Raw genomic sequence first — 14,782 nt, forward strand, 5'->3', positions numbered from 1 at the left:
CACCTCGCGAAGCCCTGTCTCAGCGCCCCTCGCGCACCAGGTCGCGCGGCCCCGTGCCGTGGTACCCGGCGAGCAGCGGCCTCGGCAGCGGGCCCTTGATCCGTGCCCCGCCCTCGTACTCCTCCCGTGCGTGGGCAAGGATGCCGACGCTGCGGGAGAGCACGAACAGACCGCGGCCCAGCTCGGCCGGAAAGCCCAGTTCGGCATAGATGATCGCGGTCGCGCCGTCGATGTTCATCGGTACGGGGCGGGGACGGCCGTCGGCCAGCGCGGCTTCCAGGGCGAGACCGGCAGCCAGTGCCCCGCCCGGGATCTCCTCCGCGTCGACCGCCTCCGTCACCAGGGCGAGCAGCGGGTCGCGACGCGGATCGCGGGGGTGGAAGCGGTGGCCGAAACCGGGCACGTACGCCTTGCGGGCCCGGTACTCCGTGACGATCTCCGCGGCGGACTCCCCCGCGGCGATCCGTTCCAGCAGTTCCATGCACTGCTGTCCGGCGCCGCCGTGGGTGTCCCCGAGCAGTCCCGCGCCGGTCGCCACCGCGCTGTTGAGCCCCACTCCGCAGGTGGCGGCCATCCGGGCGGCGGCGATCGACGGGGCCTGTGGGCCGTGGTCGACGGCAGCCACCAGCGCTGCTTCGAGCAGCCGGCCCTGCGCGGAGGTCGGGAGTTCGCCACGCAGCATCAGCCAGATCTGTTCGGCGAAGGTGACCTGACCGATGAGCTGCTCGACGGGGTAGCCGCGGAGCAGGATCTCACCCGGGCGGATCCGGCTGACGGCGGTCGACCACCAGTCGGTGACCGTGGACTCCTCGACGGTACGGTGCGTCGTCACCGCCCTGTCCGGTGCCACCGTCCCTTGTGTCGTGTTCATACCGCACCCCGCTCCTTCAGCTGCTCGATTTCTTCCTGTACGTAGCCGAGTTCGGCGAGCACGGCGTCCGTGTGCTCGCCGAGCAAAGGTGGTGGAAAGGCGGGGCCGATCGGCGCGCCGTCCACCTGGACGGGGCTGCCGAGCACATCGAGCATGCGGTCCCGGCCGTCGGGGAAGGGCAGCTTGGACACGAAGTGACGGACGGCGAGCTGTTCGAGGCCCAGAGCGTCCGGCACGGTGAGCACCCGGGCAGCGGGCACTCCCGCGTCGGAGAGGACCTCCTCCCATTCCTCGGCGGTACGCAGGACAAGACCCGTCTCGATCTCCGCGCGCAGCTCGTCGCGGTGCGTCTTGCGGTCGGCGGGGTGGCCGTAGCGCGGGTCGTCCAGCAGCTCAGGGCGTCCGATGAGCCGGCACAGGGTGGCGAACTGCTGCTGCCTGTTGGCCGCGATGTTCAGATGACCGTCGGCGGTCCGGAAGGTTCCGGAGGGCGCTGCGGTGAAGTTCTCGTTCCCCATCGGCTCCGGGGTGCGGCCGGTGATCAGATAGTTGGAGGTGACCCAGCCCATCGCGGTGAGCGCGGCCTCCAGCATCGAAACGTCCAGGAGCGCTCCCTGCCCGGTGCGTCCGCGCCGCACCAGTGCGGCGGCGACGGCATACGCGGCGGCCATGCCGCCGAGCGTGTCCGCGACCGGAAAGCCGGAGCGCAGCGGGGTGACCTCGGCGGTGCCGGTCACACTCATCATGCCGCTGAGTCCCTGGACGATCTGGTCGTACGCGGGACGGCCGCGCATCGGCCCGGTCTGTCCGAAGCCCGAGATGGCGCAGTAGATCAGCGCCGGGTTCTCCTTCCGCAGCACCTCCCAGCCGACGCCGAGGCGGTCCATCACGCCGGGCCGGAAATTCTCCACCAGGACATCGGCGTCGCGCACTGCGCGCAGCAGGGCGTCGCGGCCCGCCGGGTCCTTGAGGTTCAGGGTCAGTGAGCGTTTGCCCGCGTTCTGCGCCAGGAAGGAGGCGCCCAGAAGATCGTCGCCGAGCGACCGGTCGGCTCCGAGCCTGCGGGCCAGATCGCCCGCCCCCGGCATCTCGATCTTGATCACATCGGCGCCCTGGAGCGCCAATTGATAGCCGGCGTACGGCCCGGCGAGCACATTGGTGAGGTCGAGGACCCGGATGCCGTCGAGCAGCGCCGTACCCGTCTCCACAGATGGGGTCATGCCGCACCTCCGATGAAGTCGAGGGCCGTCAGGGAACGTGCCGCCTCGACCAGGGCGTCGGCGAATCCGGCGGCCGCCTCCTCGGTGAAGCGGGCGGTGGGGCCACCGAGCGCGACCGCGGCGGCGACCCGGCCCTGCCGGTCCAGAAGCGGGGCGGCGACACCGGAGACCCCGGTCTCGCGCTCGCCGTGGCTGACCGCCCAGCCCCGCACGGCGGCGGTCCGGCTGCGTTCCCAGAGCGTGTCGCCGTACTCCGAGCCCTGCGGGGAGAGTTCGGCGACGGCGTCGATCTCAGCACGGTCGGCGCGGGAGAGCAGGACATGGCTGGCCGCACCGGACCAGAGCGGCATCTCCGCCCCCACCCGCACCACATGGCGCAGGGTCCGGGTTCCTTCGTGGCGGGCGACGCAGACCCGGGCGAGTCCCTGGCGTACGTAGAGATGAACCGCCTCGCCCCCGGACTCCTCGGAGAGTTCCTTGATCCGGGCGAGCGCCGCCTCGGGCAACTGCCAGGTGGTACGGGCCAGTTCCGCCCAACGGAGCAGGCCAGGCCCCGGAACCGTACGGCCGTCGCCACGGCTCCACAGCAGACCGCACTCCTCAAGGGTGCGCACCAGACGCACCACCGTGGTCTTGGCCAGACCCGTCGCGTCGACCAGCTCGCGCACGGTGCGGGTGGGGTGTTCGGCGTCGTACAGGCTCAGCAGGTCCACGGCCCGCTGCACACTGCGTACTCCGCCCGATTCGGACTCGGCCATCGCGCGGCCCCTCCTAGAAAGTCTTCGCTGCCGGACTCTTGTCAGCGTCCGGACGCCTCCATAACATCACCGAACCATTCAGCGGCACAAGAGGACCACGTGGTGGTACTCGACCGAGGTGACGAAGGAGTCCCCATGACCACAGCGAGTACGGCGCCCGATCAGCGGCCGCTGTTCCAGCCACGCGTCGCCGTGGCAGCCGTCTTCGGCACGACCGTCGAGTGGTACGACTTCGCGCTGTACGGCACCGCGGCCGCTCTGGTCTTCAACAAGGTCTACTTCCCGGACTCCGACCCGCTGGTCGCCACCGTGCTCGCCTTCGGGACATTCGCGATCGGCTTCCTCGCTCGCCCGCTCGGCGGCGCGTACTTCGGCGAGAAGGGGGACACGAAGGGCCGCAAGAGCGTCCTGGTGACGACGCTGCTGCTCATGGGGCTCGCGACGACGGCGATCGGGCTGCTGCCGACGTACGGGCAGATAGGCGTGGCCGCACCGGTGCTGCTGACGCTGTTCCGCTTCGTACAGGGCTTCGCGGCGGGCGGCGAGAAGACCGGCGCGCTGATCATCCTGTTCGAGAACGCCCCGCCGAAGTGGCGCGGACTGCTCACCTCACTGCCCGCGATCGGCACCGGAACCGGGACGCTGCTGTCCACCGGCGCCTTCGCGCTCGTCACCGGACTGCTGCCCCAGGAGGCGTTCCTGACCTGGGGCTGGCGCATCCCGTTCCTGTTCAGCGCGGTGCTCACACTGTTCGGACTCTGGGTACGCAGGTCGCTGGACGAGACCGCGGAGTTCAAGCAGGAGCAGGCACGCGCCGCCCTGGACACCGAACCCGCACCGACCGCGATCGGTGCGCGCATCCGCTCCAGCCGCTTCGTCGAGGCCTGGCGCCGCTACCCCAAGCAGATGCTGATCGTGATCTGTGCGGGCGCGGGCGAGAACGCCGGGTACTACATCTTCGGCACCTTCTCCGTCGCGTACGCCGAGGACAAGGGGTTGCCGACCGCAGTCCTGCTCACCGGAATCTCCATCGCCGCGGCGGTCAAACTGATCACCGTTCCGGCCTTCGGAGCGCTCTCCGACAGAGTCGGGCGCAGGCCCGTCTCGGTGTTCGGCGCACTGGTCCTGCTGGCCTCCGCCTACCCGTTCTTCCAGCTGCTCGACGGTGGAAAGCCCTGGGTGATCTGGATGGCGCTGCTGGTCACACTGGGTATCGGGCAGTCCGCGATTCTCGGCTCGCAGCCCGCCTTCTTCGCGGAACTCTTCGACACGAAGGTGCGGTTCAGCGCGGTCGGGGTGGCGAACAACGTCGGTACGGTCCTCACCGGCGGCCTCGCCCCGCTGCTGGCCACGTCGCTGCTGCTCTGGTTCGACCACAGTGTGACCGGAGTGGTCGTCTTCATCGCGCTGATGAGCGGACTCACCGCGGTGACGGTGCTGCTCGCCAAGGAGACCAGGCACCGCGAGCCGAACGAGGGCTCGGCATCCCGGGCCCGTCCGATGGAGACGGTCTGACGGTCCCACGACATGCGTACGGGACTTCACGCCTGCCCCGGTCCCGGGCGGGCGCGAAGTCGCGTCAGGCGGCCGCGGGGCCCTCCTCGGCCGTCGCCGACCGTCGGTTGTAGGCGCGCGGGGCCCTCCAGTGGTAGCGCATCGCCAGCAGCCGCAGCACGAAGGCCAGGATGACCGCGGTGCCGCTGGTGAACGCGTTGAGCTCGTCGAAGCGGATGCACATCACGATCATGGTGGCGCCGACCATCGCGGGTACCGCGTACAGGTCCCGGTCCCAGCGCAGCAGCGAAGGCACCTCGTTGGCCAGTACGTCGCGCAGCACACCGCCGCCGACCGCGGTGGCCAGCCCCAGGGCCGCCGACGCGGTGAGGCCGAGGCCGTAGTCGTACGCCTTGACCGTGCCCGTGACGCAGAACAGCCCGAGGCCGGCCGCGTCGAAGACATTGACGCCCACCTGGATCCGTTCGACCTGCGGATGCAGGAAGAACACCAGGCCTGCGGCGAGGAGCGGGGTGGTGAAGTAGCCGAGATCCGTGAACGCCGCGGGCGGGACCGCCCCGATGACGATGTCACGGAACAGCCCCCCGCCCAGCGCTGTCACCTCGGCGAGTACCGCGATGCCGAAGACATCGAAGTTCTTGCGTACGGCGAGCAGTGCGCCGGAGATCGCGAAGACAAAGATTCCGACGATGTCGAGCGCATGCTGGACGGAGGGCGTGAACAGTTCGTTGAGCACCGGGCAATTGTGCCGGTACTACTCCTTGGGACTGTCCTCCGAGGTCCCGGAGGGCGTCGCGGCGTCGTCCGAGGACGGTGCAGCGATGTCGTCGTCGGCCGTTCCGCCGGACACCGGAGCCTCAGCGGCCTCGGCGGACTCGACGACCTCAGCCACCTCGGTGGCCTGCGAAGACTCGGTGACCTCAGCAGGCTCCGCGGCCTCGGCCGACGCAACGTCCTCCGAGGACTCCGCGGCCTCGGCCGCCACCGCCTTCGTCACCGAAACCAGCTCGACCGCCTCCCGCGCCGCGGCCAGCACCTCCTCGCCCGGCACCTGGTCCGGCGCGTTCTCCGGGTGGTGGCAGGCCACCTGGTGACCGGTCTTCAGCGCGATCAGCGGGGGTTCCTGCGTCTTGCAGATCTGCGTCGCCTTCCAGCACCTCGTGTGGAAGCGGCAGCCGCTCGGCGGCGAGATCGGCGACGGCACATCGCCCTTGAGCAGGATCCGCCCGCTCTTGACGCCGCGCCGCCGCGGATCCGGCACCGGCACCGCGGACATCAGGGCCTTCGTGTACGGATGCATGGGCGACTCGTACAGCGACTTGCGGTCCGTGAGCTCGACGATCTTGCCGAGGTACATGACGGCGATGCGGTCCGAGACGTGGCGGATGACCGAGAGGTCGTGCGCGATGATCACGTATGTGAGCCCGAGCTCGTCCTGGAGGTCGTCGAGGAGGTTGACGACCTGCGCCTGGATCGACACGTCCAGCGCCGAGACCGGCTCGTCCGCCACCACCAGCTTCGGCTTGAGCGCGAGCGCGCGGGCGATGCCGATGCGCTGGCGCTGCCCGCCGGAGAACTCGTGCGGATAGCGGTTGTAGTGCTCGGGGTTGAGACCCACCAGCGAGAGCAGGTCCTGGACCGTCTTCTTGACCCCGCCCTCGGGCGTGACGCCCTGGAGCTTGAAGGGCGCGCTGACGATCGTGCCGACCGTGTGCCGTGGGTTCAGCGAGGAGTACGGGTCCTGGAAGATCATCTGCACGTCGCGACGCATCGGCCGCATGGCCGATACGCCCAGGTGCGTGATGTCCTTGCCCTCGAACTCGACCGTGCCACCGGTCGGTTCGAGCAGCCGGGTGATCAGCCGCCCCATCGTCGACTTGCCGCAGCCGGACTCACCCACGACACCCAGGGTCTCCCCCGGACGCACGTCGAAGGAGATGCCGTCGACGGCCTTCACCGCGGCGACCTGACGCTGCAGCAGCCCCTTCCTGATGGGGAAGTGCTTGACCAGGTTGTCGACCTTGAGCAGGGGCTCGGGCGAGCTCGTCGCCTGCGTCGGGATCGCCGTCGCGGCGGCGCTCTTCTCGGTCTTCTCGCTCTTGTCGCTCACAGCTTCGGCGCAATCTCTTCGGTCCAGATCCGGGTCCGATCCTCCGGCGACATGTGGCAGGCCGCGAAGTGGTCGCCCTCGACCTGCTGCAGCTCCGGGCGCGTGGTCCGGGTGATGCCGCCCTTGGGCACATCCGCGTACGGGCAGCGCGGGTTGAAGGCGCAGCCGGACGGGATGTTGATGAGGCTGGGTGGGGAACCCTTGACCGGGACGAGCCGGTCGGTCTCCTCCTTGTCGATGCGCGGCATCGACGTGAGCAGACCCCAGGTGTACGGGTGCCGGGGCTCGTAGAAGACCTGCTCGGCGGTGCCGCGCTCGACGCAGCGACCGCCGTACATGACCAAAATGTCGTCGGCCATCTCGGCGACGACGCCCAAGTCGTGAGTGATCATGATGACCGCGGAGCCGAACTCCTTCTGCAGATCGCGGATCAGGTCGAGGATCTGTGCCTGGACGGTCACGTCCAGGGCGGTCGTCGGCTCATCGGCGATGAGCAGTTCGGGGTTGTTGACCAGCGACATCGCGATCATCGCGCGCTGGCGCATACCGCCGGAGAACTCGTGGGGATAGGAGTCGACACGCTTGGTGGGTTCGGGAATGCCGACCCGGTCGAGCATCTCGATCGCGCGCGCACGGGCCACCTTCTTGGTGACGTCGTGGTGGTTGCGGTACGCCTCGACGATCTGCGCGCCCACCGTGTAGTAGGGGTGCATCGCCGACAGCGGGTCCTGGAAGATCATGGACATCTGGCGGCCGCGCAACTTGCGCACGTGGTCGTCGCCGGCGCCGATCAGCTCCTCGCCGTCCAGCCAGATCTCACCGGCGATGTCGGGGCGACTGCGCGCCTGGCCGGAGCGGTGCAGGCCCATGATGGCCAGCGAGGTGACCGACTTGCCGGAGCCGGACTCGCCCACGATGCCGAGGGTCTTGCCCTTCTCCAGCTGGAAGGAGAGCCCGTCGACGGACTTGACGATGCCGTCGTCGGTCGGGAAGTGCACCTTCAGGTCGCGTACGGAGAGGAAGGCCTCGGGCCGTGCGCCGCCCTGCTCGGGAACACCGACCGGACCGGTCGGCTGCTCGTCCTGGGTGGGGGTGTTGTCGGTCACGTCAGCCTCACACGCGGGTCGACGACCGCGTACAGCAGGTCGACAATCAAGTTGGCCATGACTACGAAGAACGCCGCGATGAGCGTGACGCCCATGATGACCGGCAGGTCACCGGAGTTGATGGCATCGACGGCGGCCTTTCCCATGCCGGGCAGACTGAAGGTCGACTCGGTCAGCACCGCGCCGCCGAGCAGGGCGCCCAGGTCCAGACCGAAGACCGTGATGATCGGGGTGAGGGTGGACCGCAGGGCGTGCTTGCGGATGACCACCTGCTCCTTGAGGCCCTTGGCGCGGGCCGTACGGATGTAGTCCTCGCCCAGGATCTCCAGCATGGTGGCGCGGGTGAGCCGGGCGTAGGTGGCCGCGAAGAGGAAGGCCAGGGTGATCCAGGGAAGGATCATGCTGTTCAGCCAGGCCGCCGGATCATCCGTGAGCGGCGCGTAGTTGATCGTCTCCATCCATTCCAGGCTGTAGATGAAGATGGCCATCGAGACCAGCCCGGTGAAGTAGATCGGCAGTGAGACCCCCGCCAGCGCGGTGATCATCGTGACCCGGTCGAGCACAGTGCGTCTGCGCAGTGCGGAGATCACGCCGGTGGCGACACCTCCGATCAGCCAGAGCACCGAAGCTCCCGCGGCCAGCGACAGGGTGACCGGGATGCGCTGCTTCAGGTCCGGCCACACCGGCTGCTCGTTCTTGAACGAGTAGCCGAAGCAAGGGGCCGGACAGTGGGTGACCTGGGAGCCCTGATCGTAGTCCCGGCCCGCCACGATGCCCTTGAGGAAGAGGCCGTACTGCGTGGTGACGGGCTTGTCGAGGCCCATCTTCTTACGGATGCCCTCGATGGCCGTCTTGTTGGTCTCACGGCCGGCATAGAGGAGTGCGGGATCGCTTCCGGTGATCTTCGGCACCATGAAGAAGATGCCGAAGGTGACCATGGAGACGATCACCAGCATGACGACGACATTGACGAGTCGCCGGAGGAGGTAGACGAGCACTGCAGTCGGCCTGATCGGCGGGTGGCTGCCGTCCCTTGTGGGGACGACAGCCGCCCGCCCGCGGCCTTCACCTGCCCTTCGAACTAGCGCATGCGAGGTGAAGGACCCGCATGTCCAACTGCTACTTGACGACGCCCATGACCGCGAGGTCGAGACGGCCCATGGACTCGTTGTAGAAGACGTTGGTCAGCCGCGGGTTGCGGTAGACGAGCGCCTTGTCGAAGTTGATCGGGAGATAGAGAGCCTTCTCCATGATCGCCTTGTTGATCTGGGTGTAGAACGGCGCGGCGGCCTCCGGCGACGCTGCGGAGGCGGCCTGATCGAAGAGACCGTTGACCGTCTTGTCGTTCAGCATCGTGTAGTTGTTGTTGCCGTTCTTCAGGATGAAGGAGCCGTCAACCAGCGGCTGCAGGAAGCCCGCACCCGAGTTGTAGTCGGCGCCCCAGCCCATCACGACGATGCCGTAGCCCTTCTTCTTCACGTTGTCGGGAGCACCGATCACGGAAGCAGAGTTCTTGCCGTCGTACTGGTCGATGGAGGCGTCGATACCGACGGCCTTCAGCGAAGCCTGCAGCGACTCGGCGGTGGCCACCTCGGGCTTGCGGTTGTTGCGGACCGCGATGGTGGTCTTGAAGCCGTTCGGCTTGCCACAGGCCTTCAGGGCCTCCTTGGCCTTGTCGACCTGCGGCTTGCCCTGGGTCAGGCCCCACGGGTCGTAGGACTTGTCCGAGCCCGGGATGCCCGGGGGCAGCATGTTGGCGCCGAGGTCACCGCTGGTCGGGCCGCCACGGGCGGTCTGGAGCGACTTCGGGTCGGCGGCGTAGATGACCGCCTTGCGGCACTCGATGTTGTCGAACGGCGCGACCGTCTGCGGGAACGCGAAGTACCGGATGTAGCCGCTGAACGGGTCGTCGGCGTTGGCCTTGTACTTGGCGTTCTGCAGGATCTTGATCTTGGCGGCCTGCTGGACACCGGTGCCGTCGACCGCGTAGTCGACGTCGCCCGAGAGTAGACGCGCGTCCATGTCGTCCGGGTTCGAGGTCACGGTGAAGGTGACCTTGTCCGGCAGACCCTTGCGGATCGGGTCGGTCTTCGGGTCCCAGTTGAGGTTCCGGACGAAGACCGTCTCCTTGCCGGCGGCGAAGGACTGGACCTTGTAAGGACCGGTCGCGACCGGGTGGTTCGTGTACTTCGCGCCGTCGTCCTTGGCCGCCGGCACCGGCGAGGAGTCGGCCATGGCCATCAGGTACGAGAAGTCCGAGTTCGGCTTCGCCAGGTTGAAGACGATCGTCTGGTCGTCCGGCGTCTGGACCGACTTCAGACCCAGCTTGTTGGGGTCCTTGTCCTTGTAGGGGCCGGGGTACTTCTGGCCCTGGTCGAGGAGGTCGATCAGGTAGGTCGGACCGCCGGAGAGGACGTCCTGCGCGAAGACGCGCTCGATGCCGTACTTGATGTCCTTCGAGGTGATCGGCGTGCCGTCCTCGAACTTGACACCGGCCTTCAGCTTGAAGGTGTACGTCTTGCCGCCGTTGCTCAGTGTCGGCAGCGACTCGGCGAGGTCGGGGACCAGCTTGGTGCCGGCCTCACCGGGCTTCGAGTCGTACGCGAGCAGCTGGCGGATGTACAGCCGCTGCATGTTCCAGACGAAGCCGTAGTAGGCACGGGCCGGGTCCAGGAAGTCGACGTCCTGAGGGGACATCAGCTTCAGCGTGCCGCCCTTCTTGTCGGACGCGTTGATGACCTTGCCCTTGGTGGCCGCGTCGTAACCGGCACCCTGGTTCGAGGAGGACTTGTTGTTGCTGCCCCCTCCGCCACAAGCGGTTGCGGTCAGCGCCACCGCGGCCGCGAGGGCCGTGAGCGCAACTGCCTTCCGTGAGCGATTCACTGTCTTGCAACCTCCGTGATGTGGTGTGGCCCGTGGGTACGCAGTCCGCGCCCGACGGTCGATCGAGTGCCCACCGGCTCGCGCCGGAGACCTTTGGGGTCGGCTCAGCTGCCCTTCGGGTCGAGGGCGTCCCGCAGCCCGTCGCCGAAGAGGTTGAATGCCAGAACGGTGATGAAGATCGCGAGTCCCGGGACCACCATGTATGTCGGGTCCGCCTGGTAGGTGTTGATCGCGTCGGAGAGCATCTTGCCCCACGAGGCGGTCGGCGGCTTCACACCCGCGCCCAGGAAGCTGAGCGCGGCCTCGCTGAGGATGTTGGTCGGAATGATCAGCGTCGAGTAGACGAGGATCGGCGCGACCAGGTTGGGCAGCAACTCCTTGAAGAGGATGTAGCCCCGCCCGGCGCCCAGGCTGCGTGCCGCCTCGACGTACTCCCGCTCGCGCAGGGACATCGTCTGCCCTCGGACGATACGGCCGATATAGGGCCAGCCGAAGAAGCCGATCACCACGATCAGCACGCCCATCCTGACGCCCGAACCGGTGAGCCCCCAGAGGGAGTTGGGCACGACGGAGACGAGAGCGATGGTGAACAGCAGCTGCGGGAACGCGAGCAGCAGGTCCATCAGCCGGCTGATGAGTGCGTCGACCCAGCCGCCGAAGAAGCCGGCCACCGAGCCGAGGATGCTGCCGATGACCACGGAGACCACCGCGGCAAGGAAAGCCACCAGGAGCGAGATGCGCGCGCCGTAGACGATGCGGCTGAACACATCGCGACCGTTGGTGGGTTCGACACCCAGCAGGTAGTCCGAATTCATCCCGCCGAAGGAGCCCTTGGGGATGCCGAGGTCCGGGTCGAGCAGATCCTCGTGGAAGTCGTTCGGCGGGTGGCCGAGGAGATTCACGATCAGGGGTGCGAACACCGCGATCAGAATCAGCAGGAGCACGACCACACCGCCGGCGAGCGCCACCTTGTCGCGCTTCAGCCGTGTCCAGGCGATACGTCCTGGCGAGCGGCCTTCGATGTCCTTGGCCGGGACATCGGCCGTGACATCGACGGTCGCTGTCTCGGCCGCGCTGTCATGCAGTGGTGCCGTCATCGTTGTGGGGACCCCTCTCGGCTCGACCGACTGTGGCCGGCCCGTGCCCGCCGCTGTAGCGGCTTGTTCACATCACAGGTGCAAGTCGCACGTTTGGTGCGGGTGGTGCGGAAGAAGCAGGTGGTGCGAGTGGAGCAGTTCAACTGGTCCAACCAGAAGCCGCAGGTCGCGCAGGGCGCCGAACGCTTCTTGTTCCGGGGAGTCTTCAACGCGTCGCGGATCACCCGCCAGCCCTGATGGGGAATGGATGCGCAACCGTGATGTGACCAGTCAGCTTCCGTTATCCGGACGCCGTGATCGTCCCAGCGAACCAAGTCGGCACTCTTCGCCCAGATCGGACAGGTACCCCAACAGGGTTCATCCTGGCGTTAATTGACAGGCGTCCGGGCCGGTCAGCCGTGAACCGGGGGGTAGCCGTAACCCACGGCGGGAGCGGGCGCGACGTGCGCCTCGCGGTCGTAGAACGGGCGGGCGTTGGCGCGGAGCCACATCGCGACCGGGTCGTACTCGTCGGACATCGCGACGGTGGAGACGGGCAGCCCGTCCGGGACCGCGCCGATCGACTGCTGCATCATCGCGCGTACCGCGTCGACGGAGGTCTGGCTCGTGTCGTAGAGATCGAGACCGATGGCGAGGTACGGCACCCCGAGTGCGGGCTGCACCCAGGCCCGGCGCAGGGAGCGGATCGCGGGGGTGTGATGGGCGTTCTGCGAGAGCAGGGCGTAGAACTGCGGGATCTCGATGGCCGGCTCGGCGAGCCGGAGCGGTCCCGCGGGCATCCGGTCGAGGCCGGTGGCGATACGGCGCAGATCCAGCCACGGGATGCCGACGCCGCCACCGGGGGCGTGCGGGTTGAGCCAGATGCCCCAGCGGTCCGGGAAGAGAGCGCGGGCGATGTCGAGTCCGGTGACTACTTCATGGGCCCGGTTCCAGCCGCTGGCCGAGAGTTCCTGGGCGGAGGTCACACAGGGCGCGTAGCCCAGCCCGTCGACCTCCATGTTCCCGTACTGGGCGTCGGGCGAGCCCGCCCGGCCGTGCCAGAGCAGCATCCAGATCCGGTCGCCGGCGAGCGCCCGGAGCAGTGCCTCGTACGCGTCGTAGCGCCCGGGCGTCACTTGGCGCAGCATGTGCTCGACCTGCCCGGCCGCCGCGGTGCCTGACGCACTCACCCTGGGTCCCGCCCCTCTTCGATCCACTGTGTCGGCCTGCCGCTCCCGGGGCACGCGGGTGCGGCTCGGTGGCCGAGGCACTAGCCATCAAACCAGCTTATGCGGCACCCCTGACACCGACTTGACGCCACAGGTTGACGGTGTCGCGTCCGCCCTCCCCGGAGTCGGGGACTCCGCGCTCTAGTGCCCCTCGCGCTGGTAAAAAGGCCGGATCCTGGCCCGCATCCAGTCGGCGACCGGATCGTGTGCCACGTCGAGCAGGACCAGATTGACCGGCCAGGGCACCTCGACGCGGCCCAGTGCGCGGCCCAGGGCGTCCATCGGGGCGTTGCGCCCCGCGCCGTCCCAGGTGGAGAACTCGACGCCTATGAAGAGAACGGGATCGCCGCCCTCGATGCTGGCCAGTGTGCGGCGCGCGGTGCGCACGACGCCGCTCTCCTCGAATTCCCCGGCCGCGGCCGCGAGGAAGTCGACGGGCTCCTCCTGCCAGTCCGGCTCGTACAGCCGGACCCGGCCGCCGGTGGCCGGCCCGTCCAGCGAGGTGCGTCCGGCACGGCAGAGCTCGGCGACGGCGGGCGGCGGCAGCGGCATGCCGACAGCGCCGCCCGGGTTGACCGCGATGCCGAGCTGCGGGGGCAGCCCGCGGGCGAATTCGACGGCGGGCGCCACGGTGAAGGACATATGGGTACCGACGCACTGCAGGAACTGCTGTTCGGAGCTGAAGACGGGGACGTACGGAGCGTCCTCGATCTCCACCGTCGGCAGGTCGAGCGACGGGGCATCGGGGCCCCCACCGTTGGGAAGCGGCACCCAGAGGTGACTGCGGCCGAGCACTTCGACGAGCCTGCCGCCCGCCTCCGGGCTGCCCAGCGAGGCAACCAGCACCTCTTCGAGCTCATTGGCCGGCCATCCGCTCTGCGGATGGTTCTGGACCGGTGCCGGAATGTCCACTGCGCTGCTTCCCCTTCTCACCCATGCCTTGCCGCAGAACAGTAACTCCGGCGCGCCCCTCCGCGCTGACGGACGACCGGGGGCGCCAGGGCCTCTCTTGCGGATCATGCCGGGCGCGGGGGCCCGATCCGTAGAGAAGGACCCTCAGGGCTTTCCCGTCATCCCCTGGGCGTCGGCGAACGTGATCCGCGCCAGCATCCCGGCCGCCTCCCGGTCCAGCAGGACCGCCGAGGAGCAGCCGAGCGGCAGGGCGCCCGCCTCGGTGTCCCGCAGCAGCCGGCCGACGGCCCTGCGGTGCCGGGCGAAGGCGTATCCGGAGACTCCGCGCCCACGCTCGCGCTGGCCCTCCCTGGCCTCCTGCGGGGTGACGTCGAGCAGCACGAGATGCAGCGTGCGGGCGCGGCGCCGTGCGTGCCGGGCCAGCCAGCCCCGCACCCATGTCTGGGTCCCGCAGTCATGGACGACGACGGACTCACCGGAGCGCAGCGTCCGCCACAGCCCCCAGTAGTGGGCGACGCGGACCAGCGGGCGGTAGAGGGCGTACGGGAGTAAGCGGGGCACCCGCTGCGCCCAGCGGTCCCGGGTGTCCTGGGAGTCGATGGCCCGTGCGGCCACCGCCCGCCGGATCAGTGTCGACTTTCCGCCTCCCGGCAGCCCGGAGACCACCACCACATCGCCCGCCTCGAAATGGAGCCCGCGCGGGCTGCGCCCGGCGCGCTCGCGCAGGTCCCGCACGACGGGCGCGTGCGTGCCCGGCAATTCCCGGGCGGGTGCGCCCGGCTGCGCGTGCATCGCGCCGTGCGCGACCCCCGCGGTCGTCGCGTACCGCTGCAACGTCATCGCCCTCCCCTGTCGGGTCACCCACGTCTGCCCAAGAAGTGTAAAGAAAAGGTAATGCGAGACAACCGTCCCACTACTCGTCCCGTGCATGGGGTACCGACGCCCCACTCTTCCGCAATGCGTGCAATGATGACCCGGCCAACTGCATAAAGGCCGCTTGAATCCGCGCGGGAGAGCTCCGGCCACAGTGTGTGCCGGGCGCCGAAGGAGCAAGATCCTCCCTTGAATCTCTCAGGCCCCGTACCGCGTGGATGAGGCAGAT

Annotated in this window: 14 protein-coding genes and 1 riboswitch; of the genes, 2 read left to right on the forward strand and 12 right to left on the reverse strand. The window is 68.6% G+C overall.

Annotated features, from left to right (window positions below; genetic code table 11):
• Positions 1-19 precede the first annotated feature (19 nt).
• Genes OG395_RS20385 through OG395_RS20395 form a run of 3 tightly spaced genes read right to left on the reverse strand, consistent with a single transcriptional unit; the run spans position 20 to position 2,849 of the window.
• A complete protein-coding gene (locus OG395_RS20385) occupies positions 20-871 on the reverse strand; it encodes a citryl-CoA lyase (RefSeq protein ID WP_327244234.1) in 852 nt (283 codons plus the stop codon).
• Positions 868-2,091, reverse strand: a complete 1,224-nt coding sequence (locus tag OG395_RS20390; protein WP_327244235.1) for a CaiB/BaiF CoA transferase family protein — start codon at positions 2,089-2,091, stop codon at positions 868-870. The genes OG395_RS20385 and OG395_RS20390 overlap by 4 nt, the downstream gene beginning before the upstream one ends.
• Positions 2,088-2,849, reverse strand: coding sequence for an IclR family transcriptional regulator (locus OG395_RS20395; RefSeq protein ID WP_327244236.1), 762 nt, complete (start codon positions 2,847-2,849; stop codon positions 2,088-2,090). The genes OG395_RS20390 and OG395_RS20395 overlap by 4 nt, the downstream gene beginning before the upstream one ends.
• A gap of 135 nt (positions 2,850-2,984) precedes the next feature.
• Here OG395_RS20395 and OG395_RS20400 point away from each other — a divergent pair, with 135 nt between their 5' ends.
• A complete protein-coding gene (locus tag OG395_RS20400) occupies positions 2,985-4,364 on the forward strand; it encodes an MFS transporter (RefSeq protein WP_327244237.1) in 1,380 nt (459 codons plus the stop codon).
• Between the two features lie 64 nt (positions 4,365-4,428).
• Here OG395_RS20400 and OG395_RS20405 read toward each other — a convergent pair whose 3' ends face one another.
• The 6 genes from OG395_RS20405 to OG395_RS20430 form a co-directional block, all read right to left on the reverse strand.
• Positions 4,429-5,100, reverse strand: coding sequence for a trimeric intracellular cation channel family protein (locus tag OG395_RS20405; RefSeq protein ID WP_327244238.1), 672 nt, complete (start codon positions 5,098-5,100; stop codon positions 4,429-4,431).
• Positions 5,101-5,118: 18 nt separating this feature from the next.
• Positions 5,119-6,426 carry an ABC transporter ATP-binding protein gene (locus tag OG395_RS20410; RefSeq protein ID WP_442818763.1) on the reverse strand — a complete coding sequence of 436 codons (1,308 nt, stop codon included), beginning with the start codon at positions 6,424-6,426 and terminating at the stop codon, positions 5,119-5,121.
• Between the two features lie 44 nt (positions 6,427-6,470).
• Positions 6,471-7,580: an ABC transporter ATP-binding protein gene (locus OG395_RS20415; protein ID WP_327244240.1), complete on the reverse strand. Its 1,110-nt coding sequence runs from the start codon at positions 7,578-7,580 to the stop codon at positions 6,471-6,473.
• Entirely contained in the window at positions 7,577-8,578 is a 1,002-nt protein-coding gene (locus OG395_RS20420) for an ABC transporter permease (protein ID WP_327244241.1), read from the reverse strand. The genes OG395_RS20415 and OG395_RS20420 overlap by 4 nt, the downstream gene beginning before the upstream one ends.
• Positions 8,579-8,699: 121 nt before the next feature.
• A complete protein-coding gene (locus tag OG395_RS20425; protein WP_327244242.1) occupies positions 8,700-10,463 on the reverse strand; it encodes an ABC transporter substrate-binding protein in 1,764 nt (587 codons plus the stop codon).
• Between the two features lie 104 nt (positions 10,464-10,567).
• Positions 10,568-11,560 (reverse strand): ABC transporter permease, encoded by a 993-nt coding sequence (locus OG395_RS20430; RefSeq protein WP_327244243.1) that lies wholly within the window; start codon positions 11,558-11,560, stop codon positions 10,568-10,570.
• 105 nt (positions 11,561-11,665) lie between these two features.
• Here OG395_RS20430 and OG395_RS20435 point away from each other — a divergent pair, with 105 nt between their 5' ends.
• Complete coding sequence (locus OG395_RS20435) at positions 11,666-11,797, forward strand: hypothetical protein (protein WP_266981277.1); 132 nt, start codon at positions 11,666-11,668, stop codon at positions 11,795-11,797.
• A gap of 155 nt (positions 11,798-11,952) precedes the next feature.
• On the opposite strand, the gene OG395_RS20440 is transcribed toward OG395_RS20435, so the two are convergent.
• From OG395_RS20440 to OG395_RS20450, 3 genes are all read right to left on the reverse strand, one after another.
• Entirely contained in the window at positions 11,953-12,729 is a 777-nt protein-coding gene (locus tag OG395_RS20440) for an enhanced serine sensitivity protein SseB C-terminal domain-containing protein (protein ID WP_327244244.1), read from the reverse strand.
• 180 nt (positions 12,730-12,909) lie between these two features.
• Complete coding sequence (locus OG395_RS20445) at positions 12,910-13,680, reverse strand: enhanced serine sensitivity protein SseB (RefSeq protein ID WP_327244245.1); 771 nt, start codon at positions 13,678-13,680, stop codon at positions 12,910-12,912.
• Between the two features lie 144 nt (positions 13,681-13,824).
• A complete protein-coding gene (locus tag OG395_RS20450) occupies positions 13,825-14,520 on the reverse strand; it encodes an AAA family ATPase (protein WP_327244246.1) in 696 nt (231 codons plus the stop codon).
• A 158-nt stretch (positions 14,521-14,678) separates the two neighbouring features.
• Positions 14,679-14,776: riboswitch (glycine riboswitch) on the forward strand.
• Positions 14,777-14,782: the final 6 nt, after the last annotated feature.

This window comes from Streptomyces sp. NBC_01320 (genome assembly GCF_035974375.1).
In the GTDB taxonomy this organism is placed as follows: domain Bacteria; phylum Actinomycetota; class Actinomycetes; order Streptomycetales; family Streptomycetaceae; genus Streptomyces; species Streptomyces yanii.